The 22584-nt window shown below is 73.0% G+C and carries 22 protein-coding genes; 7 read left to right on the top strand and 15 right to left on the bottom strand.

The genetic code is table 11. The annotated features are described in order from the left end of the window. Positions 1-35 precede the first annotated feature (35 nt). A complete protein-coding gene (locus ACIQOE_RS25995; RefSeq protein ID WP_351317148.1) occupies positions 36-875 on the bottom strand; it encodes a DUF1206 domain-containing protein in 840 nt (279 codons plus the stop codon). 174 nt (positions 876-1049) lie between these two features. Here ACIQOE_RS25995 and ACIQOE_RS25990 point away from each other — a divergent pair, with 174 nt between their 5' ends. Then, complete coding sequence (locus tag ACIQOE_RS25990) at positions 1050-1886, top strand: RNA polymerase sigma factor SigF (protein ID WP_351317145.1); 837 nt, start codon at positions 1050-1052, stop codon at positions 1884-1886. A 110-nt stretch (positions 1887-1996) separates the two neighbouring features. Here ACIQOE_RS25990 and ACIQOE_RS25985 read toward each other — a convergent pair whose 3' ends face one another. After that, on the bottom strand, positions 1997-2464 hold the full coding sequence (locus ACIQOE_RS25985) for an ATP-binding protein (RefSeq protein WP_365560727.1): 468 nt from the start codon (positions 2462-2464) through the stop codon (positions 1997-1999). A gap of 275 nt (positions 2465-2739) precedes the next feature. On the opposite strand from ACIQOE_RS25985, the gene ACIQOE_RS25980 reads away from it, so the two are divergent. After that, a complete protein-coding gene (locus ACIQOE_RS25980) occupies positions 2740-2910 on the top strand; it encodes a hydrophobic protein (RefSeq protein ID WP_351317139.1) in 171 nt (56 codons plus the stop codon). Positions 2911-3007: 97 nt separating this feature from the next. On the opposite strand, the gene ACIQOE_RS25975 is transcribed toward ACIQOE_RS25980, so the two are convergent. Then, the gene (locus ACIQOE_RS25975) at positions 3008-3640 is read right to left on the bottom strand and encodes a DedA family protein (protein ID WP_351317136.1); all 633 of its coding nucleotides are present in this window, start codon (positions 3638-3640) and stop codon (positions 3008-3010) included. A 145-nt stretch (positions 3641-3785) separates the two neighbouring features. Here ACIQOE_RS25975 and ACIQOE_RS25970 point away from each other — a divergent pair, with 145 nt between their 5' ends. Together ACIQOE_RS25970 and ACIQOE_RS25965 are read left to right on the top strand one after the other, a co-directional pair. Beyond that, positions 3786-4370, top strand: a complete 585-nt coding sequence (locus ACIQOE_RS25970; protein WP_362640159.1) for a TerD family protein — start codon at positions 3786-3788, stop codon at positions 4368-4370. 274 nt (positions 4371-4644) lie between these two features. Beyond that, a complete protein-coding gene (locus ACIQOE_RS25965) occupies positions 4645-7518 on the top strand; it encodes a DUF4157 domain-containing protein (RefSeq protein WP_401414004.1) in 2874 nt (957 codons plus the stop codon). A 25-nt stretch (positions 7519-7543) separates the two neighbouring features. Here the strand turns inward: ACIQOE_RS25965 and ACIQOE_RS25960 are convergent, their stop codons facing one another. Together ACIQOE_RS25960 and ACIQOE_RS25955 are read right to left on the bottom strand one after the other, a co-directional pair. After that, positions 7544-8359, bottom strand: coding sequence for an MBL fold metallo-hydrolase (locus ACIQOE_RS25960; protein WP_351317127.1), 816 nt, complete (start codon positions 8357-8359; stop codon positions 7544-7546). Positions 8360-8505: 146 nt separating this feature from the next. Next, complete coding sequence (locus ACIQOE_RS25955; protein WP_362171301.1) at positions 8506-9969, bottom strand: MFS transporter; 1464 nt, start codon at positions 9967-9969, stop codon at positions 8506-8508. Positions 9970-10110: 141 nt separating this feature from the next. Here ACIQOE_RS25955 and ACIQOE_RS25950 point away from each other — a divergent pair, with 141 nt between their 5' ends. After that, positions 10111-11055 (top strand): LysR family transcriptional regulator, encoded by a 945-nt coding sequence (locus ACIQOE_RS25950; RefSeq protein WP_363012803.1) that lies wholly within the window; start codon positions 10111-10113, stop codon positions 11053-11055. 43 nt (positions 11056-11098) lie between these two features. On the opposite strand, the gene ACIQOE_RS25945 is transcribed toward ACIQOE_RS25950, so the two are convergent. The 3 genes from ACIQOE_RS25945 to ACIQOE_RS25935 all read right to left on the bottom strand — a co-directional run bounded on the left by ACIQOE_RS25945 (position 11099) and on the right by ACIQOE_RS25935 (position 14050). Then, the gene (locus ACIQOE_RS25945; protein WP_351317118.1) at positions 11099-11905 is read right to left on the bottom strand and encodes an AfsR/SARP family transcriptional regulator; all 807 of its coding nucleotides are present in this window, start codon (positions 11903-11905) and stop codon (positions 11099-11101) included. A 132-nt stretch (positions 11906-12037) separates the two neighbouring features. Then, positions 12038-13156, bottom strand: a complete 1119-nt coding sequence (locus tag ACIQOE_RS25940) for an IS701 family transposase (protein WP_401414001.1) — start codon at positions 13154-13156, stop codon at positions 12038-12040. 282 nt (positions 13157-13438) lie between these two features. After that, positions 13439-14050 carry a TetR/AcrR family transcriptional regulator gene (locus tag ACIQOE_RS25935; RefSeq protein WP_362640151.1) on the bottom strand — a complete coding sequence of 204 codons (612 nt, stop codon included), beginning with the start codon at positions 14048-14050 and terminating at the stop codon, positions 13439-13441. A 183-nt stretch (positions 14051-14233) separates the two neighbouring features. Here ACIQOE_RS25935 and ACIQOE_RS25930 point away from each other — a divergent pair, with 183 nt between their 5' ends. After that, positions 14234-15004 carry a glucose 1-dehydrogenase gene (locus ACIQOE_RS25930; RefSeq protein ID WP_362640150.1) on the top strand — a complete coding sequence of 257 codons (771 nt, stop codon included), beginning with the start codon at positions 14234-14236 and terminating at the stop codon, positions 15002-15004. Positions 15005-15054: 50 nt separating this feature from the next. Here ACIQOE_RS25930 and ACIQOE_RS25925 read toward each other — a convergent pair whose 3' ends face one another. Together ACIQOE_RS25925 and ACIQOE_RS25920 are read right to left on the bottom strand one after the other, a co-directional pair. Further along, entirely contained in the window at positions 15055-15777 is a 723-nt protein-coding gene (locus tag ACIQOE_RS25925) for an HAD family hydrolase (RefSeq protein ID WP_401413998.1), read from the bottom strand. Then, positions 15774-16460, bottom strand: a complete 687-nt coding sequence (locus ACIQOE_RS25920) for a ScbR family autoregulator-binding transcription factor (protein WP_351317103.1) — start codon at positions 16458-16460, stop codon at positions 15774-15776. The genes ACIQOE_RS25925 and ACIQOE_RS25920 overlap by 4 nt, the downstream gene beginning before the upstream one ends. A 116-nt stretch (positions 16461-16576) precedes the next feature. On the opposite strand from ACIQOE_RS25920, the gene ACIQOE_RS25915 reads away from it, so the two are divergent. Further along, complete coding sequence (locus ACIQOE_RS25915) at positions 16577-17506, top strand: ScbA/BarX family gamma-butyrolactone biosynthesis protein (protein WP_362640149.1); 930 nt, start codon at positions 16577-16579, stop codon at positions 17504-17506. On the opposite strand, the gene ACIQOE_RS25910 is transcribed toward ACIQOE_RS25915, so the two are convergent. From ACIQOE_RS25910 to ACIQOE_RS25890, 5 genes are all read right to left on the bottom strand, one after another. Next, a complete protein-coding gene (locus ACIQOE_RS25910; RefSeq protein WP_362640148.1) occupies positions 17466-18206 on the bottom strand; it encodes an HAD family hydrolase in 741 nt (246 codons plus the stop codon). The genes ACIQOE_RS25915 and ACIQOE_RS25910 overlap by 41 nt on opposite strands. Before the next feature lie 88 nt (positions 18207-18294). Further along, a complete protein-coding gene (locus ACIQOE_RS25905; RefSeq protein ID WP_401413995.1) occupies positions 18295-20010 on the bottom strand; it encodes a 3-hydroxyacyl-CoA dehydrogenase family protein in 1716 nt (571 codons plus the stop codon). A 35-nt stretch (positions 20011-20045) separates the two neighbouring features. Continuing rightward, positions 20046-21011 (bottom strand): aldo/keto reductase, encoded by a 966-nt coding sequence (locus tag ACIQOE_RS25900; RefSeq protein ID WP_351317091.1) that lies wholly within the window; start codon positions 21009-21011, stop codon positions 20046-20048. Between the two features lie 61 nt (positions 21012-21072). Then, positions 21073-22308: a beta-ketoacyl-[acyl-carrier-protein] synthase family protein gene (locus ACIQOE_RS25895; protein WP_399012054.1), complete on the bottom strand. Its 1236-nt coding sequence runs from the start codon at positions 22306-22308 to the stop codon at positions 21073-21075. A gap of 5 nt (positions 22309-22313) precedes the next feature. Further along, positions 22314-22577 (bottom strand): phosphopantetheine-binding protein, encoded by a 264-nt coding sequence (locus ACIQOE_RS25890; RefSeq protein ID WP_351317857.1) that lies wholly within the window; start codon positions 22575-22577, stop codon positions 22314-22316. Between the last annotated feature and the right edge of the window lie 7 nt (positions 22578-22584).

Genomic DNA, 22584 nt, shown 5'->3' with positions numbered 1-22584 from the left:
AATGCCGTCCGGCGCGGGCCGCGCCGAGCCGTCCGTCAGACCTTGCGCCAGCGGGCGTTGGCCCAGGAGAACACCCCGAACGCCATCAGGCCGACGGCGATCAGCGCCAGCAGCCAGGGGCCCGCGGGGGTGCCGGCGAACGTGCGCAGGGTGTCGTCCATGCCCTTGGCCTTGCCGGGCTGGTGCTGGACGGCCGCGGCGATGGCGAAGCCGCCCGCGGTGGCGAACACGATGCCCCGGGCCGTACCGCCGAACACCCCGAAGAAGGCGACGGCCTTGCGCATCCGCGCCGACATCTCCTGCATCTTGAGGTGCTTCTCGAACTTGCGCATCACGGCCCGGACGGCGATCCAGAGGCCGGCGGCGGTCACCGCGGCACCCGCGACGCCGACGATCCACTGCCCGCCGGGCCAGTCCAGCGCCTTCGCCGTGACGTCCTGGGAGTTCTTGTCGGAACTCCCGCTGCCGCTGCCCTTGTCCCCGGCCGCGAAGGAGAGCACGGAGTAGGCGACGAACCCGTAGAAGACACAACGGCCCGCCGCCATCGCCCGCTTGCTCGCCTTGTCGCCGTCGGGGCCCGCCTGCCCGAAGGCGGCCTCGGACAGCCGCCACAGCGCCATCCCCGCCAGGGCGATGCCGAGCAGCCACAACAGCACCGTGCCGAAGGGTTTCTGGGCGATCTCGGCGATCGCGCCGCCCCGGTCGGCCTGCTCGCCTCCGCCGGAGAACGCGATCCGCAGGGAGAGCACCCCGATCAGCACGTAGATGATCCCGCGGGCGACGAAGCCCGCGCGGGCGGCCACGTCGACCGCCTTGCTGTTCGCCGCACGGCGAACTCGATCCTGTCCGCCTGCCGTTACCGATCCAGTAGCCATGCCGTACCGGGTGCCCCCGAAGGACAGGGCCATCCAGGCGCACCCGGGGCACCGGTCCTGGAAACCCGTGACAATAAAATGAGGAATGCCTGACGGAGACCCGGGTATACGCGTGCGTGCCGGGCGACGGTCCGGCGAGGACACGACACGGGTGACCGACTGGGAGGGCTCAGCATGCCGACGACGACCGTTCAGACCGCCGGGCAGAGGGCGGACGTTCCTGAGATCGCGGACCCGTCCAAGGTCGCGCCCAAGGACGCGCGGGAGTTGTCGAAGCTGTTCTTCGACCGGCTTGCGGTCCTGGAGGAGGGCACGCCCGAGTACAGCTGCGCCCGCAACACGCTGATCGAGATGAACATGTCCCTGGTGCGCTTCGCGGCCGGCCGCTTCCGCAGCCGTGGCGCGGAGGAGATGGAGGACATCGTCCAGGTCGGCATGATCGGCCTGATCAAGGCGATCGACCGCTTCGAGCTCTCCCGCGAGGTCGAGTTCACCTCCTTCGCGGTGCCGTACATCGTCGGCGAGATCAAGCGCTTCTTCCGCGACACCACCTGGGCCGTGCACGTCCCGCGCCGGCTCCAGGAGGCGCGCGTCCAGCTCGCCCGCGCCACCGAGGAACTCCGCAGCCGCCTCGACCGCACGCCCACGGTCAAGGAACTCTCGGAGCTGATGAGCCTGCCCGAGGACGAGGTCCGCGAGGCCCGGCTGGCGGCCAACGGCTACAACTCCGCCTCCCTGGACGCCGCGATCGGCGGCAGCGAGGACGGCGAGAGCGCGCTGCAGGACTTCATCGGCACCGAGGACACCGCGCTGGAACTGGTCGAGGACTTCCACACGCTGGCCCCGCTGGTCGCCGAACTCGAGGAGCGGGACCGCCAGATCATCCACATGCGGTTCGTGGAGGAACTCACCCAGGCCCAGATCGGCGAGCGCCTGGGCATTTCCCAGATGCACGTCTCCCGGCTGCTGTCCCGCACCCTGACCCGCCTGCGCGAGGGCATGCTCACCTGACGGAGACGGCCCTTTCCCGCACGGTCCCGGGCCACCCGGTCCGGCGCGGGAAAGGGCCTTCCCGCATGCCCTGGAAAATCCGCATGCCCCAGGCCGGGTCCGCACACGCCCTAGAGAATCCCGGGTTCCGGTGCGGCGGCGGGATGCAGACGGAAGTGCGCGACCACCTGTTTGCCGGTGTCGTGCACGACGGTCTGCAGCCTGCCGCACAGCCGGATCACCAGGTGCAGGCCGTGTCCGCCGACCCGGCCCGCGTCGTGCTCGGGCAGTACGGGCGGCTGCGGGGAACTGTCCCGCACGGCGATGCGCAGTACGCCGGTGTCGGGTGACACCTCCAGCGCCAGGCCGCCAGGACCTGGCGCGTGACGCAGCGCGTTGGTGACCAGTTCACTGACGATGAGCTGGGCGTCCTGGCTCGGCCGGTGGCCGGGAGGGTGACCGGCCCGGTCCAGCAGCGCGCGCACGGCCGCGCGGGCGTCGGTGACCGACGCGGCCGCCGTGTCCCACGCGGTGCTGTACCGCAGGGGCGCCGCGGGTTCCTGTTCGTCCGATGCCCGAGTCTTCAGCGGGGTGACCATAGAACTCTTCCCGTGGGTCGTCCTTGTCTTTTCGTCGCAGGCTGTCGCCGTCGTTCTCCCTGTCGTTTACCCGGGGTCGCCGCATTCATGAGGGGACGGGACAGAACGGAGTTCCGGCGGACAATTGCGAAGGGCCGTACGGGATCGTCTCCTGAAAGGACCGCCCGCTGCCAGGGAAGAAAGCCTATGCCCACACTTTCCCTTCACAAACCAGGCACTGATCGGGAGTGACGGTGAAATGGCGGGGCACTCGGAGGGCCAGGAGGTCGATAAACATGGTTCCCTTGCTTCTTGTTCTGCTTCTCGCCCTGATCCTTTTCGGCGTCGGCTTCGCCGTCAAGGTGCTGTGGTGGGTGGCCATCGTCGTGCTCGTGCTGTGGCTGCTCGGTTTCGTGATGCGTTCCACCAATGCCGGAGGCGGCCGGGGACGCTGGTACCGATGGTGATCTGATCCCGTACAGCCCTGCGAAGGGGCCGGCCCTCGGTGGCCGGCCCTTTCGCATGTCCGCGGCGGTGTCGCCCGCGCGGGCGTGGGCGGCCGGGTCAGTCCTGCTGCCGGTCGCGGCGGCGGTGGCGCAGCACCCGCCGCAGGACGAGGGCGGCGGCCAGGACGCCGAGAGCGATGAGCGCGTAGAGCTGGTAGCGGCTGATCTCGTCGTAGATCGCGGTGATGTGGGTGCCCGCGAGATAGGACAGGCTCGTCCACAGGCCGACCCACAGCGCGGCGCCGAGCGCGTTGAAGGCGAGGAAACGGAGCCAGGGCATGCCGCTGGTGCCCGCGATGATGCCGTTGACCTGCCGCAGCCCCTCGACGAACCGGGCGACGGTGACGATCTTGCCGCCGTGCCGGACGAAGAACTCCTCGGCCGTGCGGAAGCGCTCCGGCGTCAGGAACACGTACCGGCCCCAGCGGTGCACGAAGGCCCGCCCGCCGGTGTGGCCGATCAGATAGCCGATGTTGTCCCCGACGACGGCCGCCGCGAACGCGATCGCCGCCACGGCCACGATGTCCAGCCGTCCGGCGCCCGCGTAGACCCCCGCGGCGATCAGGATCGTCTCCCCCGGCGCGGGCACGCCGAAGTCCTCCACGAGGACGACGGCGCCGACGGCCCAGTACCCGTAGTGGCCGAGCAGCGGAGCCAGGTGGGCCAGCGGTCCCGGAAGCGGCGGCGCCATGCCCCCCACCGTACGCGGCCACCGTCCCAGGACGCCGCTCGGCGGGGCGGGACGAGCACGGTGGGCGGACCCCTCCTACGGAACCGCGAGGGCGGCGGGCACACTCTGCGTGTTGTAGTCCCTCCGACACAAGGATGCGCCACCCATGATCACGCTCACCAAGGAAGACGGTCCCGCGGACCTGGACGGAGTGACCCATCTGTCCCTCGGGGTCTCCTGGGACCCCACCGCCGGCAGCACCGGCGGAGTGCTCGGCAAGATCCGCCGCAAGACCGGCACCGACCTCGACCTGATCGCCGTCGCCATGCAGGGCGGTGACCCGGTGCGCCTCGCGGGTCTCGACTCGCTCGACCCGATGGGCAACGGTTCGCTGGTCCACAGCGGCGACAACCAGACCGGGCGCGGGGACGGCGACGACGAGACGGTGACCGTCGAGTTCGGCCGGATCCCGCCGAACATCACGTCGATCGTGTTCATAGCCGCCGCCTACAAGAAGGGCAGCTCCTTCCAGAAGGCGCGCAACATCAGCTTCAAGGTGTACGACGCGACCGGCGGCAGCTCCCAGCAGGTCGCCGACATCTGGCCGAGCCTGCTCACCCAGGACAACGGCTGCGCCGTCGCCAAGGCGATGCGGGTCGGCGGCACCTGGAAGCTGGAGGTGATCAACACGACGGGAAAGATCAAGCAGGGGGACGAGCTGGCCCTGATGCGTTTCGCCGTCAGCAAGTAGGGCGCACCCGCGGCACGGTCACGGCAGCCTCCGTTGTCGGCCGGACTCCTCCGGGGGCCGGACGGCTGCCGGCCGTGCCGGGCGTCGCGGGCGCCGGAACCCCTCCGCGCGCGGACCGGCCGGACCGCGCCGCCGCCGCGAACGGCACCGCCCGAAGGCCCACAAGGGCAGCGGGCTCTGCCCGGAATCGCGCACGGCGGGCCCTTGCGCCGCCGCGGCACGCGTGCATGGATGAACGGGACATGATCCCCCAGCCACGCGGAGGCGAACACAGATGCGGTCGCGGTCGGAGCAGTCGGACGGGGGCGCGCCCGGCGCCCGGCAGCGGGCCTCCGCCCCGGTCCCGCCCGCACCACGCCCGCTGACCTCCGCGGAGCTGACCTCGCTCCAGCGCCTGGCGGATCCCGGTGTCGTCGCCCGTGACGCCGGGCCTGACCGGCACGTCCACGGCTCCGGCTGCGGTCACGACGGCGGCGAGGGCGCCGACCCCGCCGCCCAGAGCGCGCTGCTGGCGTCCGCCATCTCCTCGCCGAGCCGGCCGCTGTCCGGTGCGCTGCGCGCCGAGGCGGACTCCTTCTACCGGAACGACTTCTCCAGCGCCCGCATCCACGACAACCACGTGGCGCAGCGGGCCACCGAGGCGCTGGGCGCGCAGGCGATGACGGTGGGCGCGCATGTCTTCCTGGGGCCGGGCATGGCCGGCAACAAGGAGGTCATGGGCCACGAACTGGGCCACGTCGACAAGAACCTGAGGGGCGTCCGGGAGACCGGCGCCGACAACGGCGCCGGTCTCAGCGTGACCGACCCCGGGCAGGACTCCGAGCGGACGGCGGCGGCCGACGGCGCGGCCTTCGCGGCGGGCGCCCGCACGGCGCCGTCGGCGGGCGCGGGCGGCCACGGGGCCGCACCGGCCTGGACGGTCCAGCGGTCGGCCGCCGGGCCCGTGCTGGCCCGGATGCGCTCCTTGCAGGGCACGGCCGGCAACCACGCCGTCGCACGGCTGCTCGCTCCGGGGACGGCTCCCGTGCAGCGCATGGGCAAGGACGACAAGAAGAAGACGCCCCGGCAGACGGCGAAGGACATCGACGAGGCCGTCAAGGAGAAGTGGAAGAAGGCCTACGGCGGCGGACGGCACGGCCAGGGCCCCGACCAGGTCCGGCGCCGGTACGCGCGTTCCATGGAGGACGACGAGACCTCGCAGACCCTGTCCCACCAGGCGTTCCTGGTGTACGACGCGGTCGCGGGCGTGCAGGAGGAGCAGGGCGCCAGGGACGACCGCGAGCGCGAGGTCCAGGGCATGCTGATCAACAACCGGCTGCTCTTCGCCTCGAACTACAACGAGTCGATGGACGCGCTCAAGGGGTTCACGACCGACGGCAGCAAGGACGGCTACGCCGACCTGGTGTCGACGCACCAGAGCACGGCAGGCCGGGAACGGGGAATGGCGGGACCGGACGCGCGGGAGTACTCGGACCGGGTGAACCGGGCCGACGTCAAGACCCAGGCGGTCATGGCGGGCCAGCGCGGCGGAGCGGACGACGCCACCGCCGAGACCCTGCGCAAGCGCTACGGCAAGCCCGTGGCCCTGGTGGACGTCAGCGATCGGCATCTGCACACGCTGCTCACCAGCGATCAGTTCGAGGGCTCGATCTTCCTGCTCACCTTCAAGGAGGAGAAGGCGCTGCTGCACGCCGAGCAGAAGCTGCTGCTGGCGCTGCACCGGTCCGGGATCAAGCCCAAGGAGGTCCGGGGCCAGCACGCCATCATGGGCCGGTACCGGGGCTGCCTCTGCTGCACCGCGGCCCTGGAGTACTACCGGAGCACGGCGGGGTTCGGGAACCTCGACTTCGACCCGAACCCCGGCTTCTACTACTGGGAATCGCTCGAGAACCTGTACCGGCACCAGGCGCACGTCGTCAACGACCCCGATTTCAAGCGCTACATGCTGCACCTGGCGTCGCAGATGCCGGCCACGCCCGCCCTGTCCCGCATGCAGCCGCCCGGGGACGCCTACGAGAACAACGGGCCGGAGAGCGTCGTGGACGCCGGGCTCGCCTCCCGCCGGAACTACCGGACCCCGTCCCTCAGCGACATCGAGATGGACACGGACGAGCACGGGAAGCCGGTCTTCTCCTCCTACACGCGCGAGCAGGACATCGCCGGCACGGAGGCCGGGGCCGCCCGCGTCGGCCAGGGCTCGGACCAGATCAAGTCGAGGCTGCGCGCCGACCGCATCATCACCGACCCCGCTCACCGCCGGCAGATCCAGGACACCTGGCTGAACGGCACGCCGGAGGACAAGAAGAACCTCTTCAAGTACTGGGAGGAGACGGCGCGGGCGAGCCGTCCGGAACTCGCCGAGATCATCCACGAGGTGGACGGCGAGCGGAGCATGGAGGGCATCAAGTCCGCCCTCTACCGGTACGTGAAGGACCGGACCGGCCACGAGGCCCGCGACGGCCGCGAGGCGGGCGCGCCCGTCACCCGCAGGCCGGACAAGGGCAGGTACGCCGACAAGAAGGCGGATTCGGGCAAGAAGAAGTCGTCCAAGCCCAGCCGCAAGTCCATGAACGAGAAGTCCTCCGGCTGGAGCACGATCAAGTCGGTGATGGAGGGCGACGACTACTTCCGCTCCGAGTGGCGCCGCAGGGAGAAGGGCAAGGAGAAGTCGCACATCGAGCCCAGGTACATGCCCGAGGCCCTCGCCCAGACCGTGGCCGCGCTCAGCAACGAGTACACCGTGTCCTCGATGGCCCGCATGCTGCACATGGCGGAACGATCCCTCACCCGTCTCGTCAACTCGGTGGAGGCCGCCAACGTGCCGGACGGCCAGGCGTCCGGGCCGGTGTACGACGACGACGTGCCGATGTCCGGCACGGGCGGCGGCGCCTCGCAGGGCGGCTACTCCAGGACCCTGACCGCACCGAGCGCCGCCCGCACCTACGCGATCGCGGACGTCGGAACGTCCACCGGAACCGCGCAGTACCCCGACTTCCCCGGCTACACCCGGCAGGTCGACAGCATCGGGCAGGTGACCTACGTCGACGACGAGACCGGTTCCGTCAGCATCTGGGACGAGGACGCCCAGCGCCTGGTGGTGATCAGGGAACCGGTCCAGCAGAGCGAGATGGACTGGAGCTACTCCTAGGAAGGGGCCGCCCCGCGCACGGTGCTCACAGCGGATGCCAGACGGCGTCCGGGCCGTCCGGGAGCACCCGGCCGAAGACCACGTCCGCGAAGCGGATGCCGAAGCCGACGGTGTCCGGGCGCAGGAGTTCGGCGATCAGCTCGCGGCGGCGCAGCTCCGCTCCCGCGGGATCGGCCTCGGAGATCGCGGACCACTCGGGGTGCCGTATCTGGAGCGGGGAGACCAGGGCGTCGCCGAAGGCCAGCAGGCGCGTTCCGCGGGAGGCGATGACGTAGCCGGTGTGTCCGGGCAGCGCCATGGCGTGGACGCCGGGGAAGACCTCGTCACCGGCGAGCACCAGCCGGGACCGGGATTCGAGGGCCGCCGCCGCGGGGTCGCGGTGGTCCCATTCGGCCTTGGGGATGACGAAGGCGGCCCGGGTGAACAGCGGCGGGTCGACGCGGGCCCAGCCGACGCGGTCGGGGTGGAGGCAGGTGAAGGCCACCGTCCCGATGTCCGTGGGCGCCCGCCCGAGCAGGGCCAGATTGCCGGGCAGCGAGCCGCCGTGCACCGCCCCGCGGTCGGGGTGGCCGGGGTCCTCCGGTACCGCGCGCGGGCCGAACCCGGCGTCGATCAGCAGCGCCCGGGTGCCGTGCTCGACGAGCAGGCCGCCGGTGTTGGCGACGAGCCGGCGGGTGTCGTTGAGGTGGGCGCCGTACCTGTCCCAGTGGCGGTCGACGGCCGCGGGCGGGGTGCCGGCCGGCTTCAGCAGCATCGCGCCGTCGGGCACGTAGCTGACCTTCATCTCCCCCACGCGCAGCGTACGCACGGCGGAGGGCCTGCGCAGTCGGCTGTCGGTCACGGCTGGTCTCCTCGTGGGCGGCGGTGCCCGGCGCGGCTCGGGAACGGGGACGGCCCGGCCGTCCGCCGGGTGGCGGCGGGCGGCCGAGCCGGGTGCGCGGACGGTTCCTTCCGGCGGGCAGTGGCACAGGCCCGGCACGGGACGGCCTACGCAGCGGTCCGCTTGCGCAGCACGACACCGACGAGCAGGGCGCCGGCGAGAGCGACCACACCGGCCGTGACCATGCCCGCGTGCAGCCCGCCCAGGATGTCGGCGCGGGACGGCGTGGCGCCCGACGCGAGGGCGTTGGTGCGGGCGGCGGCGATCGCGCTCAGACCCGAGACGCCGATCGCGGCCACGTACTGCGGCAGCTGCGACAGACCGCCGACGACGCCCTGGTCCTGCTCGGTGACGCCGGTGGTCATCACGGTGATGAAGGAGACGACGCTGAAGACGTGGCCGAGCCCCATGACGGACGAGGTGACGAGCAGCGCGGCCAGGTTGACGTGGACCGGCAGGGCGAACATCCCGGCCGTGCCGACCCCCTGGATGAGCAGGCCCGCGGCGAGCACCTTGACGCCGCCGAACCGGCCGAGCAGCCGGGCGACGTACATGCCGCCGAGCGTGGCGGCCAGGCCCTCGCCGAGGTAGCTCAGACCGGCCTGGAGGGCGGTGAAGCCCAGCACGTCCTGCATGTACAGGCTCAGCAGCACGGTCGTACCGGCGCACATGCCGAAGGTGATGACGCCGAACAGTCCCGACCACTTCACGGTGGGCCGGTTCAGCACCGACAGCGGCACCAGCGGCTCCGGGTGGCGCCGCTCGACCAGCAGGAACGCGCCCAGCAGCACCAGGCCGCCGAGGATCGGGCCGAGCGCGGCCGGACGGGTCCAGCCCTGGTCACCGCCGGTGGAGATGCCGTAGACCAGTCCGAACAGGCCGAGGGTGGCCAGGATCGCGCCCGGGATGTCCATCCGGTGGGCGGCGCGGGACTCGTCGATCGTCGGCAGGGCCAGCGCCCCGGCCAGCGCCAGCGCGCCCATCACGCAGAGCGCGACCATGGTCCAGCGCCAGCTGAAGCCGTTGGTGATCACGCCGCCGCCGAGCGCGCCGAGCACGAATCCCAGCGACATGACGGCGCCGTTGAGGCCCAGGGCGCGGGCGCGCTTGGGGCCCTCCTGGAAGTAGCCGGTCATCAGGGCGATGGCGGACGGGGCGATCATCGCGGCGGCGGTGCCCTGGCCGATGCGGGTGGCGATCAGCACGCCGGGGCTGTTCGCGAGGGCGGCGCCGAGCGAGAACAGGGTGAAGACGCTGACGCCGAGGGTGAACAGCCGCTTGCGGCCGATCAGGTCGGCGACCCGGGCGAACAGGGGCAGCAGGCTCGCCGACGGCAGCAGGCTCGCGGTGGCCACCCACTGGAGGGTGCCGGCCGAGGAGAAGCCGAGGGCGTTGCCGATGTCGGGCAGGGCGACGGTGACGATGGAGAAGTCCAGGCCGCACATGAAGGTGGCGCAGCACAGGGTGATCAGCACCAGCCATTCACGTGTCCCGAAGACGCCGGCGGCGGCGGGAGGTGCGGTGGCCTCGTGCGTGGTGTTGGCGGGGGGAGAGGATTCGGTGACGGCCATGAGCGGTCCTTCCTGATGATCTCGCTGGCTCCTCCAGCTTCGAATCGGGGGACCTGCGCAACAAGGACGTTCTGTGCAACGATCGATTCGCTGGACTCATCGTTCGAGGTCGCGGAAGTGAGGGGCGCGGGACAACCGGTCATGGAACGCCAGGAGATCGAGATTTTCCTGACTCTCGCGGAAGAGCTGCACTTCGGGCGGACGGCGGAGCGCGTGGGCGTCTCGCAGAGCCGGGTCAGCCAGACCATCGCGCGGGTGGAGCGCCGGGTCGGCGCGAAGCTGTTCGACCGCACGAGCCGTCAGGTCACCCTCACGCCCATCGGGGAGCAGCTCAGGGACGATCTGGCTCCCGCGTGGCGGGCGCTGGAGGAGGCCGTCGCCAAGGCCATGGCGGCCGGGCGGGGCATCACCGGCTCGCTGCGGATCGGCTTCTCGGGGGCGTTCACGGGCCATCTGCTGCACAGCGTCGCCGAGGTGTTCGGGCGCCGGTATCCGGGCGTGGACGTGCAGATACGGCAGGTGCAGATCTCGGACCCCTACGGTCCGCTGCGCGCCGGAGACGTCGAGCTGCAGGTCACCGAACCGCCGGTGACCGAACCCGATCTGACGCTGGGTCCGGTGCTGGTGTCGCAGCCGAGGGTGCTGCTGATGTCGTCCACGCATCCGTTCGCACGCCGGGCGTCGGTGAGCGTGGAGGACCTGGCGGAGGCGACCTTGCTGACGGTGGCCGGGAACGTGCCGGCGCACTGGCTGGACCACCATTTCCCGCGGCAGACGCCGTCGGGCCGGCCCATCCCGCACGGGCAGGCCATGACGCACTGGGAGGACGCGCTCTCGCTGGTCCTCGCGGGCAAGGGCGTGACCCCGGTCGCGGCCGCCGGCGCGCACTACTACAGCCGTCCCGGCCTGGTCTTCCGGCCGCTCACGGACGCCCCGGGCATCGACTACGCGTTCGTGTGGCCGACCGGCCACGAGACGGCCAGGCTGCGGGCGTTCGTCCAGGTGGCCATGGAGCGGGTGCGCGCGGTGGGCGGCCCCGCGCGGGCCGTCGAGAGTCTGTGGACGGACGGGGCGCCGGGCACCTGAGGCCGCCGCCGGAGCGGCGCCGCGCCACCGGGGGCGCGGCGGCTCAGTGCAGGGCGCCCGCGCCCGCGGCGGTGAGGTAGCGCTGGTCGGGGCTGTCCTGGAGCATCACGTGGTGCAGGGTGGTGGTGGCGGGCGACGGCGGGATGCCGAGGTCGTCGGTCATACGGCGGTGCAGGGACTGGTAGACCTCCAGCGCCGTGGCCCGGCGGCCGGATGCGTAGAGCGCCCGCATCAGCCGGGCGTGCAGGTTCTCGTGGTACGGGTGCTCGGCGACCAGGGCGACGGCCTCGCCGACGGCCTCCTGGAAGCGGCGGCTCAGCAGCAGCGCGTCGAGCCGCGCCTCGCAGGCCGCGAGGTGCGCCTCGTTCAGCACTCTGGCCTGCACGGTGAGTCCGCTGCCGTGCCGGACGTTGCCGAAGGGGGCCCCGCGCCACACGGCGAGCGCCGTGCCGAGCACCTCGGCGGCGGCGTACGCCTCGCCCTTGTCCAGCAGGCCGCGGGCCTCCAGGACCAGCCGTTCGAAGTGCGGCCTGTCCCATTCGTCGGGTCCGAGGCGCAGCACGTAGCCGTTGCCGTCGGTGACGAGCCGGTGGTCGGCGATCTCGCGGGCGCTGGTGCCGGTGCCGGCGGCCAGCGCCTTGCGTATCGCCCCGATGTACGTCTGCAGCGCGGTGGTCGCGGTGCGCGGCGGCTCGCCGTCCCACACCTCGCTCAGCAGCGCCGGCACGGACACCCGGTGGTTGGCCTTCGCCATGAGCAGGGCGAGCACCTGCCGCTGCTTGGGCGCCCTGGGGGTGATGTCACGCCCCTGCACGCGGATGTCGATCGGTCCGAGGACACGGAACTCCACAGCCCCTCCTCAAGGTTGGGCGTCACCGCCCGGTGAGCGGTGTACGGGCGAACGGGTCGGCGGGAGCCCTGCGGGGCGCGGTGCTCCCGTGGTGCTGTGCGGGGGGAAGGGCCGTCGGCCGGCGTACGGCGGTCAGCCGGCGCCCGGGGCCAGGCACACCTCGTGCCCGAGCCTGCGGTGCGCCGAGGCGATGGACACCAGCGTGGCGTGGCGGTGCCAGCCCGGATAGGAGCGGCCGGCGAAGTCGTGCAGGCCCAGCTCGGCCTCGGTGACGCCGACCCGGGCGGCCGTGGCGGAGCCGATGACCGCGAGGGCCCGGTCGCACCGGGACGGTGACAGGTTGGTCAGCCAGACCCGGTCGGGCTCGGCGCGTGCGGTGGTCCAGACGCCGACCAGCAGCGCGGACCCGGTGCCGGCCGGCAGCAGCACCCGCAGGGTGCCGAGCCGGGGCCGGGCGGGGTCGGCGGTGGCGGCGGTGGCGGACGGCCGGGCGCGGCGCCGCAGCAGGTCGGCCGCGGGAACGGCGCCAAGGGCCGCCGCGGCGTCCTGGTGGGGGTCGGCGGCCGGGGCGGGGGTCAGCGGGAGGGTGCCGGGGACGGCCACGATCCAGTCCAGGCCGCGCGCCCCGAGTCCCTCCAGCACGGCCACGGCGTCGATGTGGCCGTCGGTGCGGACGACCACGGGCGGCATCTGGGGTGTGATCCGGGCGAGTTGGTCGGCGAGGGCGAGGCACAGCTCGGCCGCGGTGGCGTGGCCGGTCACCTCGGGGATGCGGGCGCGGTGCCGCAGCGCGGCGTCCTCGGTCCAGCGCCGGGGCAGGTACAGCCGCCAGTCCACGGAGACGTCGCCCAGGTCGCCGGAGAGGAACGCCCCCACGGCGAGCTGGCAGTTGACGGTGCGTCCCAGGGCGGGCACGAAGCGCCGGTGGACGCCGGCGGCCAGCTCGCCCCGCTTCGGGATGACCACGGGGGAGAGCGTCCAGGCGTGTGCGGCGGTGTGCCCGGCGACCCAGCGGGCGAGTTCGGCGCGGACCGGACGCCAGGGCCAGGCGCTGTCGTTGACGAACTGCTGCAGGGACTGGGGTGCCGTCGGGGACGGCGTCACCGAGGCCGCGATGCGGCGCAGCGACTTCTTGCCCTGGGTGGCCAGCAGCCCCTTCAGGTAGACGCCGGCCCAGCGCCGTTGGTCGGCCCGCGGCAGGTGGGCGAAGAGCCGCTGGGCCGGCGGGTCGTGCTCGGTGGCCGGATGCATGACGGACTCCTCTCCCCCGGTCCGGCTCAAATATACAGAACATTCTCTATGTTTCCAGGGCCGACCGTGGCCCCGCGGCGGCGGGGAGGGCCGCACGGAGCCGGGGGCGGCATCGCTGAGCTGGGACGGGAGCGGCGCCCAGGGGCGCGGACCGGGCGCGGAAATTCCCCCGTGGGCACGGAGGGCGCCCGGCGCGCTCGTACGCCACGTGTCCGGAACGGTGCGTTCAGTGAGCGGAACCGGGGGCGGGACGCGGCCCGTTCGCGGAGCGCGCGGAGACCGTCAGCCGTCGCCGGGAGCGGCGGCGGACGAGGAGACGAGCAGCGCGCCGAGCGCCTTCAGCGCCTGGGCCAGACCCTCCTCGGGTCCGTCGCCGGTGATGCTGCGCAGCGCCTGCGGGGCGGTGACCGCGGCCTCGACCCCGAGCAGGACGTGCGAGAGCAGCGAGGCCGCGGCCAGCGGGGTCAGCCCGCCGTCCAGTCGCTCCTCGCGCCAGGCCCGCTCCAGCGCCTCGCGCAGGCCGGGGACCCAGGTGCCGTACCAGCCGTGGTCGGCGGCGTGGCCCTCGCGGGTGAGCCGGGCGGCCGCGCGGATGCACTGCGTGGTGCGCAGGGCGTCGGCCAGCGTCAGCACCTCGTCGAGCACGCCCTGCAGGCCCGGTACGGGCGCGGAGTGGCGCATCACCTCACGGGTGGCCGTGGTGCCGGCCTCCTGGACGGCGTCCGCCAGGGCCGACTTGCTGGGGAAGTGGAAGGTCAGCGCACCCATGGTGACACCGGCGGATCTGACGATCCGGTGCAGGGAGGTGCCGTCGTAGCCGTGCTCGGCGAATTCGGCGGCGGCCGCCTCTACGATCCGCCGCCTGGTCTGCTCGGCCCTCTCCTGTCGCGCCATCCGCGCCCACCCCTCCTCCCGTCCCCCGTGTGCCGCGGACGGCCCGCGACAGCACCACCATAGGTCAAGAAATTACCAAGAGATCCGGAGAACGGGCAGCTCGGAACGTTCTTGGCAGGTTGGCCGGTAACGGCTGTCCCATCCGGCTGACCGGTTCGCCGGACGCCTGTTTGACTGGGCTTCATGATCGAACAGGCGTGCGTCATGCGGGACCGGGTAGTCATGATCACCGGAGCGTCGTCGGGTATCGGCGCGGCGGCGGCCCGGCTCTTCGCCGAGCACGGCGCGGCCGTCGTGCTCACGGCCCGCCGCGGCGAGCAGCTCGCCGCGGTGACCGAGGAGATCGAGGCCAAGGGCGGCCGGGCGGCCTACGTCACCGCGGACGTGCGCAGCGGCGAGGAGGTCGCACGGGTCGTGGAGACGGCGGTGGACCGGTTCGGCCGCCTGGACGCCGCCTTCAACAACGCCGGTCACGCCACGCTCGGCACCGATCTGCACGAGATGCGGGACAGCGACTACGACACCGTCATGGACGTCAACGTCCGGGGTGTGTGGAACTGCATGCGCCACCAGATCCGCGCCATGCTCGGCACCGGCGGCGGCGCGATCGTCAACACCGCGAGCGTGGCCGGGCTCATCGCCACCGGCGTGGGCGCGCCCTACGTGGCCGCCAAGCACGCGGTGATCGGCCTCACCAAGGCCGCGGCGGCCTCGTACGGGGACCGGGGCATCCGGGTGAACGCCCTGGCCGTGGGCAGCACGCTCACCGAGATGATGGAGTCGGTGGTCGAGCAACTGCCGGGCGTGGAGCAGGCGTTCTTCGCGCGGGCCGTCCAGAAGAGGTTCGCGGCGCCGGTCGAGGTGGCGCAGGCGGCGCTGTGGCTGTGCAGCGGCGCGTCGTCCTTCGTGACCGGCGCCACCGTCCCGGTGGACGGCGGCACGCTGGCCGTGTGAGGCGTCGCGCCGCCGCCCGGCCGGCCCGGGAACGGGCCGGCCCCGCGCCCCTACACCGCCGCCGGCACCGGTTCGCCGGCGCCCGCCCACGCCGTACCGGCCGCGGCCTCCGCCGCCACCGCGCGCAGCAGCGCGTCGTCGATCTCGTCGAGCCCGTCCACCAGATGACGCGCCCCGGCCTGCCGCATCAGCTCGGCCTGGTGGCTGTGCTCGAACCGGCTGGGCCGGCCGATGAACGGCGCCCCGAGCGCCCGCGCCGCCTCGGCGACCCGGGCCACGTCGTCGATGAAGAGCACCTGGCCGCACTCCAGCCCGAAGTGCGCGGCGATCTCCCGCAGTCCGGGGCGGACGTCGTTGGTGCAGATGTAGTGGGGAGGGGTGAACAGGTCGGCGTACCCGCCGAGATGCTTGTCGAAGTGGGACTTGGCCAGGCCGCCGTAGCAGACCACGTCGAGCCCGGCGGCGCGCAGCCGCCCGAGCAGTGCCCCGGCTCCCTCGGTGACCTCCACGGGGTGGTCGGCGAGGTAGGCGGCGCGCTCCTCGAAGTAGGCGGCCAGCGCCTCCTCGCCGGTCAGCTCCTGGGGCACCGCGGCCGCCATGGCCCGGCCGGCGTCGGCCTGCCGCTGCGAGAAGACGCTGCGCTCGACCTCGGCCGAGTAGACGCCGCCGCGCCGGGTGACGAACCGGTGGATGAGCGGGCTGAAGGTGTCGTTGAGCAGGACGCCGTCGATGTTGACGGCCGCGAGCCTGAGCGTGCGGAGTCGGTCGGTCATGCGCGGGTTCCCTCCCCTTGGTCGGGCGCGCTCACGGACGTCCACAGGGACAGAGCGCGCTCCTCGCTGATCTCGATGCCGTCGAGAGCCGTCCGGGTGGCGACGCCCGGCAGCAGCAGGCGCCACATGTTCACGGTGCGGCGGGGCAGGTCGGCGCGGCCGGAGACGACCTGCGCGTACTCCTGCATGCCGGTGCAGGCGCCGACGACGAACTCGGCCAGCTCCCCGGTCGGCACGTGCTCCCGCAGCTCGCCCTGGGCGCGCGCCGTGCCGAGGCACTCCTCGAAGGTGCGCGCCCAGACCGTGTACGGCGTGGCGTCCCGCAGGCCGATGGCGGCCTGCTCGCCGGTGAGCCGGACACCGGCCCGCAGCAGCGGGTCGGCCTGCAGCGAGTGCGACCAGATGAGGGTGATGTCCACCAGGCGCTGCAGTCCGGTGGTGGGCACATGGGGCTCGATGGTGCTGCGCTGCGCGTTCATCACCTCGATCGCGAGGCTCTGCTTGTCCTTGAAGTGGAAGTACAGGGCCCCCGCCGTCACGCCCGCGCGCTGCAGGATCTTGTTGATCCCGGCGCCGGCGTAGCCGTACTCGTCGAAGACCTCCGCCGCCGCCTTCAGGAGCTGTTCTCGGGTCTGAATCGCGCGTTCCTGCTTGGGTGCGCGATTCGTGTTCGCTCGTGCCATGGGTGCATCCCGGTCTCGACAAGAAAAAGAACGTCCTCTATGTTACTGGCCATGGCGCTCCCCCGCCACCCGGCGGGAGGCGGCGCACGCCAATGCGGAACACAGGGGGATTCCACATGAACGAGTTGGTGACGGCTGCCGTTTCGAGACCGGTCCGGGTCGAGAAGGGCCTCGTCCACAAGCACGACGCCGGCCAGGTACTGCTCTCGGGCCTCACGCGGCTGTCCCAGGACGAGTTCCTGGTCGCGGCCGACTGGACGGACACCGCCGGTCTGCTGGCCGACGGGGACCGGCCCGAGGACAGCGCGGTCCTGCTCACCGAGACGATCCGGCAGACGTTCCCGCTGCTGTCGCACGCCGGTTACGACGTGCCCTTCGACCACCGGCTGCTCTGGAGCGAGTACCGCTACGCGCTCGACCTCGCGACGCTGGGCGCGGGCGGCATCGGCGGCCGGCCCGATCTGCACATCCGCTGCCACGACGTGGTCCGCCGCCGCGGCCGGGTCTCGGCCCTGTCCCTGGACATCACCGTGCTCCGCGACGGCCGGCAACTGGCCACCGCCCACACCCGGTTCACCATCCAGCCGCCCGCCATCTACGACCGGCTGCGCGGCGACCGCCGCGACGCCCACCGCATGCTGGAGCTGGCCCGCAGCCGCCCGCTGCCGCCCCCGGTCTCCGGCGCCGGCGAGGAGTTCCGGGACGTCGTGCTCTCCCCCACCGACGCGGCCGACCGCTGGCTGCTGCGGATCGACACCCACCACCCGATGTACTTCGACCACCCCAGCGACCACGCCCCGGGCATCCTCCTGCTGGAAGCCGCCAAGCAGGCCGTGCGCACCCTGCGCCACCCGCGGGTCGGTGTCGCCGAGGCGATGGAGACCGTCTTCCACCGCTACGTCGAACTCGACTCCCCCTGCCGGGTGGACGCGCAGCTGCTCCCCGACGACCAGCTCGGCCGGGCCCGCTTCCTGGTGACGATGCACCAGAACGATCTGCTCTGCTTCACCGCGCTGGTGTCGGTCGCGAAGGAACCGACCGGCTGACGTCCACGGCCCGGCCGACGCCCGGCAGTGTCCCGCCGCCCACCCGGGCGACATGGGCACCGAGCACCATGTCGTCGCCGACGGCGACGGGATGCTCCACGGAGCGCAGCAGGTCGAGGTCCGAGGCGTGATCGGCATACGCGGCGGCGCGCGACGGGGACACCGCGCGCCGCCGCATCAGCGTGCGCGCGAGCCGGCCCTTCTCCACGCCGATGACCGGGTGTTCCACCAGACCCGTGCAGTACCCGCCGGCGTACCCCGGCTCGCTGCACAGGATCTCGTCGGCGCCCAGCAGTTCCGCGACCGGCTCAAGACACGGCCGGAACGAACCCGACACCAGCACGGTCAGCGCGCCCTGTTCCCGGTGCCTGCGCAGCGCGGACACCACCGGCTGGTGCAGCAGCGTGCCGGTGGCGAGTTCCGCGTCGAACCAGGCCCGGCCGTGCGCGAACAGCTCCTCGCGCGGCCGGTCCGCGTACAGCCGGTAGTACTCGCGGTTGGTGACCAGCCGTGAGACGCCCGCCGCCGACCTGCGCCGCAGGGTGTCCGCGGCCTCCTCGTAGGCGGACGGCGGCAGACCGCGCTCGCGGTAGTGGAACTCCAGGAAGCGGAACATGCTCTTGACGGTGATCAGCGTCTCGTCGACGTCGAAGAAGGCGATCTCGACGGGGGCGTTCGATGCGCCGGGGACAGCGGACATGAGTACGGCCTTCCATGCGGGTGGGAGGAGGAGGCCGGGCCGCGGACCCGCCCGGGGGGAGGTCGGGCGGGGCCGCGGCCCGGCGGGATCAGACGGACGCGGGGACGGGCGCGGCGGCTGAGGCCAGGTAGGTGCGGGTGCCCTTGCCGGGCGTCTTGCGGCCCAGGTGCCCGGCGGCCACCAGCCGCTCCAGCAGCGGGGCCGGCTCGGGTGCCCGGCAGCGCGGGTCGGCCTGGAGCCGGCGCTGCACCTCCAGCGCCACGTCGGCGCCGACCGTGTCGAGCAGCCGTACCGGACCGAGCGGCTGGCCGCCCACCGCGCGTGCGGTCGCGTCCAGCGCCGCGGTCGTCGTCTGCTCCGCGTCCAGCAGCTCCAGGGCCTGGTTCAGGTACGGGAAGAGCAGCGCGTTGACGACGAAACCGGCCCGGTCGCCGCACTCCACGGTCTGCTTGCCGAGCTGTTCGGCAACAGCGCGGGCACGGGCCAGGTTGTGCTCGCTGGTGCCCCGCGCCGCGACCAGCTCCACCAGGCGCATCATCGGCGCCGGGTTGAAGAAGTGCAGGCCCAGCACGTCCGCGGGTCGGCCCGCCGGTTCGGTGCACGCGGCGACCGGCAGGCTGGAGGTGGACGTGGCCAGCAGGGTGCGCGGCGCGCAGACCGCGCCCAGCTCGGCGAAGAGCCGCCGCTTGACCGCCAGGTCCTCCACCACGGCCTCGACGACGATGTCCACCGTGCGCAGCACCGAGCGGTCCGCGGTCGCCGTGAAGCCGGCCCGCCGCCCCTCCTCGGGCGCGCCCGCGCGGCTCAGCGCGAACTCCACGCGCTCCGCGGCCGCTCGCGCCTTCTCCTCGGTCCTGGCCAGCAGCGTGGTGTCGAAGCCGCCGCGCACGAAGCACTCCGCCATGCCGGTGGCCATCGTCCCGGACCCCACGACCACCACCCGGCGGCCGGGCGGGGCGGTCGGCTCCGCCGGGCGGCGCGCGCCGCCGGCCGGGCCGTAGCGGTGGAAGCCGCGGCCCGTCTTGCGGCCGAGCGCGCCCCGGGCGATCAGCTCGTCGAGGACCGGCGCAGGCGCCGGGTGCCCGGCGCCGGACTCGGCCAGCCGGGAGAGCAGGTCGCGGGCCGTGTCCAGGCCGATGGCGTCCAGGACGGCCAGCGGTCCCTCCTGCCAGCCGCAGCCGAGCCGCATCGCGGTGTCGACGTCCTCGACACCGGCGTACCCGTCGTGGACCATCCACGCGGCCCGGTTCAGCAGGCCGAGCAGCAGGCCGGGGGCGAGCGAGCCGGGCCGGTCAACGACCTGGTGCGCGGTGATTCCGGCCGCCGCGAGGATCCGTGCCACCCGTTCGGCCGCGGCGTCCGAGGCGCCCGGAGCGCGGGCGACCTCCACGGCGTCCAGGTGGTCCGCGCGCAGGAAGCGCAGCGCGAACAGGTCGTCGCCCGCGGCCTCGTCAAGTTCGGTCAGGGGCGTGGTCAGCGCGGTGGTGAGCACCGGCGTGCCGGGCCTCAGGTGCCGGCGCACCCGGGCCAGCACCGGCCGCTTCACCGCCGCCGGTTCCGGTACGGCCTCGACGACCAGGTCGGCGTCGGTGACCCCGGCCGGGAACCGGGTCAGGGTGCGGGGGCGCTCGTGCGGGCTCAGCTGCCCGGCGCGGACCAGGGCCGCCGGGTCGTCGTCGATGCCGACGACGGTGAGCCCCGCGCCGGCCAGTCGGCGCGCCAGGGCCAGTCCGGTGCCGCCCAGACCGACGACGGCCACGGTGTACGGGGACGGCGTGGAGGCGCCGTCCGGCTGATCGGGCATGGTGTGCTCCTGCTGGTCGTTGGGAAGACGTGCGGTCAGTAGCGGCTGCCGGTGGCGGCGGGCGCGCCGTCCAGGTCGCTCAGGTCCGCCGCGGTCAGGCGCAGGGCGGCCGCGGCCAGGTTGTCCGTCAGATAGCGGGGCTGCTTGGTGCCGGGGACCGGGACGACGTGGCCGCCCTGGGCGAGGGTCCAGGCCAGGGCGACCTGGGCGGCGGTGGCGTCGTGCCGTGCGGCGACCTTGCGCACCGCGTCCGTGATCCGCAGGTTGGCGGTGAACGCCGCACCCGTGAAACGGGGGTTGGTGGCCCGGAAGTCGCCGGCCTCGAAGTCGTCGGGCCGGGTGTAGCGGCCGGTGAGGAAGCCCCGGCCCAGCGGCGCGAACGGCACGAAGGCGGCACCGTGCGCGGCGCACCAGCCGGAGATCCCGGTGCCGGGGTCCAGCGGTTCCCGTGTCCACAGGGACAGTTCGGACTGCACCGCGGCCACCGGATGGACGCGGTGCGCGGCGGCGGCCTGCTCCCGGGTCACCTCCGACAGCCCGAGATGGCGCACCTTGCCCGCCCTGACCAGTTCGGACAGCGCGCCCCAGGACTCCTGAAGCGGTACGGCGGGGTCGACGCGGTGCAGGTAGTACAGGTCGATGACGTCGACCCCGAGCCGCTTCAGGGAAGCGTCCGCCGAGCGCCGGATGTGCTCGGGGGAACCGTCGCGGCTCAGGGTGCGGGTGGCGAGGTCGTCCACGACGATGCCGGTCTTGGTCGCGACCACCGCGTCGTGGCGGCGGCCGGCGAGGGCGCGGCCGACGAGGGTCTCGTTGTGGCCGTCGCCGTAGGCGTCGGCCGTGTCCAGCAGGACCGGACCGGCGTCCAGGGCCTGCCGGATCACCGCGAGGGACACCTCGTCGTCGCGCTGGGACTCGGCATAGCCCCAGCTCATTCCCATGCACCCGAGGCCGACCGGGTGGACGTCCAGCCCGGTCGGGCCGAGGCTACGCGTGCTCACGCGGAGTTCTCTCCTTGTCGAAGGGGCCCGAGGGGGCCGGGGTGCGGACACCCCGGCCCGGTCAGGCCGCGGCGGTGAGGACCAGGGCGGCGTTGTGTCCGCCGAACCCCAGGGACGTGCTCGCGGCGACGCTCAGCCGCCGGTGCCGCGCCGTGCCGGTGACGACGTCGATGTCGACGTCGATCGCCGGGTCGAGCGACTCGACGTTGGCGGTGGGCGGCACGGCGCCGTGGTACAGCGCCAGCGCGGTGTACGCGGCCTCCACGGCACCCGCGGCGGCGAGGGTGTGGCCGGTGACGCCCTTGGTGGAGGTGACCGCCGCGCGGTCACCGAGCACCGAGTGCAGGGCTCGGGCCTCCGTGAGGTCGTTCATCGGGGTGGAGGTGCCGTGCGCGTTGACGTGCTCCACTTCGTCGGGGAGCACCCCCGCGTCGGCCAGGGCCGCCCGCAGCGCACGGGCCAGGCCCTCGCCCTGCGGATGCGGGGCGGTGGCGTGGTGCGCGTCGGACGTGGCGCTGAAACCGGCGATGTCCGCGTACCGGCGGGCACCGCGCGCGGTGGCGTCCGCGCACCGTTCCAGGACCAGGATCGCCGCGCCCTCGCCGGCCACGAACCCGTCCCGGTCCGCGGCGAACGGCCGGGACGCCGCGGCCGGTTGATCGGTACGGCCGGACAGCGCGCCCATCCGGGACAGCCCGTTGAGGGTGCCCGGACTGATCGCCGACTCGGTCCCGCCGGCCAGGACCACGTCGCACAGCCCGGACAGCAGCCATTCGCGGGCCGTGCCGATCGCGGACGCCCCCGACGCGCACGCGGTCGCGGTGACCAGACTCGGGCCGTGGATGCGCAGGTCCATGGCGACGTAACCGGCGACCATGTTGACCATGCTCATCGGGATCATCAGCGCCGAGACGTCCTCGGGGGTGCCCTCGGAGTACGTGCGCAGCTGCTTCTCCAGGGTCGCGGCGCCGCCCAGCGAGTTGCCGATCACCACACCCACCCGGGTGCAGTCCCAGACCCCGGTGTCCAGACCGGAGTCGGCGACCGCCTGCCGGGCACCGACCACGGCGAGCTGCGTGAAGCGGTCCAGCTTCCAGGCGGTGCGCCGGCCCAGCTCGGCCGTGGGGTCGAAGCCGGCGACCCGGCAGGAGATGTCGACCTTCTCGCCCTTGAGTTCGGGGTCGGTGGCGGCGGCGGAGACGCCGGACAGCACGCGCCGCCAGTTCTCCTCCACCCCGATCCCGGCGGGTGTGACCAGGCCCATTCCGGTGATCGCGACTCCGCGGCCCCGGGCCACGCCGCTCACGCCCGATCCGCCTTCGCCCGGATCACGGCGACGGCCTCGTCCAGGGTGAAGGAGGACTTCAGGTCGCCCTCCTCCAGGACGATGTCCATCTCCTTGCGCAGGATCAGGCTCAGCTCGACGAGGATCAGCGAGTCGATCTCCAGCTCGTCGAAGGTGGCGCCGGAGAGCAGTTCGGCCTCGTCGAGCCCGAACTTCTCGCTGATCAGGGCGGAGACGCGGTGCTTGAGGGATTCCTGGGTCTCGATCGCGGGGGTGCTCATGACGATG

The sequence above is a fragment of the Streptomyces sp. NPDC091282 genome (assembly GCF_044757385.1).
Lineage (GTDB): Bacteria > Actinomycetota > Actinomycetes > Streptomycetales > Streptomycetaceae > Streptomyces > Streptomyces gramineus.
This window is presented reverse-complemented; position numbering and strand designations above follow the sequence as displayed.

Excerpts from the sequence above, each read along its gene's own strand:
- ACIQOE_RS25995 (WP_351317148.1), bottom strand. The coding sequence starts at position 875 with ATGGCTACTGGATCGGTAACGGCAGGCGGACAGGATCGAGTTCGCCGT.
- ACIQOE_RS25990 (WP_351317145.1), top strand. The coding sequence starts at position 1,050 with ATGCCGACGACGACCGTTCAGACCGCCGGGCAGAGGGCGGACGTTCCT.
- ACIQOE_RS25985 (WP_365560727.1), bottom strand. The coding sequence starts at position 2,464 with ATGGTCACCCCGCTGAAGACTCGGGCATCGGACGAACAGGAACCCGCG.
- ACIQOE_RS25980 (WP_351317139.1), top strand. The coding sequence starts at position 2,740 with ATGGTTCCCTTGCTTCTTGTTCTGCTTCTCGCCCTGATCCTTTTCGGC.
- ACIQOE_RS25975 (WP_351317136.1), bottom strand. The coding sequence starts at position 3,640 with ATGGCGCCGCCGCTTCCGGGACCGCTGGCCCACCTGGCTCCGCTGCTC.
- ACIQOE_RS25970 (WP_362640159.1), top strand. The coding sequence starts at position 3,786 with ATGATCACGCTCACCAAGGAAGACGGTCCCGCGGACCTGGACGGAGTG.
- ACIQOE_RS25965 (WP_401414004.1), top strand. The coding sequence starts at position 4,645 with ATGCGGTCGCGGTCGGAGCAGTCGGACGGGGGCGCGCCCGGCGCCCGG.
- ACIQOE_RS25955 (WP_362171301.1), bottom strand. The coding sequence starts at position 9,969 with ATGGCCGTCACCGAATCCTCTCCCCCCGCCAACACCACGCACGAGGCC.
- ACIQOE_RS25950 (WP_363012803.1), top strand. The coding sequence starts at position 10,111 with ATGGAACGCCAGGAGATCGAGATTTTCCTGACTCTCGCGGAAGAGCTG.
- ACIQOE_RS25940 (WP_401414001.1), bottom strand. The coding sequence starts at position 13,156 with ATGCATCCGGCCACCGAGCACGACCCGCCGGCCCAGCGGCTCTTCGCC.
- ACIQOE_RS25935 (WP_362640151.1), bottom strand. The coding sequence starts at position 14,050 with ATGGCGCGACAGGAGAGGGCCGAGCAGACCAGGCGGCGGATCGTAGAG.
- ACIQOE_RS25930 (WP_362640150.1), top strand. The coding sequence starts at position 14,234 with ATGATCGAACAGGCGTGCGTCATGCGGGACCGGGTAGTCATGATCACC.
- ACIQOE_RS25925 (WP_401413998.1), bottom strand. The coding sequence starts at position 15,777 with ATGACCGACCGACTCCGCACGCTCAGGCTCGCGGCCGTCAACATCGAC.
- ACIQOE_RS25920 (WP_351317103.1), bottom strand. The coding sequence starts at position 16,460 with ATGGCACGAGCGAACACGAATCGCGCACCCAAGCAGGAACGCGCGATT.
- ACIQOE_RS25915 (WP_362640149.1), top strand. The coding sequence starts at position 16,577 with ATGAACGAGTTGGTGACGGCTGCCGTTTCGAGACCGGTCCGGGTCGAG.
- ACIQOE_RS25910 (WP_362640148.1), bottom strand. The coding sequence starts at position 18,206 with ATGTCCGCTGTCCCCGGCGCATCGAACGCCCCCGTCGAGATCGCCTTC.
- ACIQOE_RS25905 (WP_401413995.1), bottom strand. The coding sequence starts at position 20,010 with ATGCCCGATCAGCCGGACGGCGCCTCCACGCCGTCCCCGTACACCGTG.
- ACIQOE_RS25890 (WP_351317857.1), bottom strand. The coding sequence starts at position 22,577 with ATGAGCACCCCCGCGATCGAGACCCAGGAATCCCTCAAGCACCGCGTC.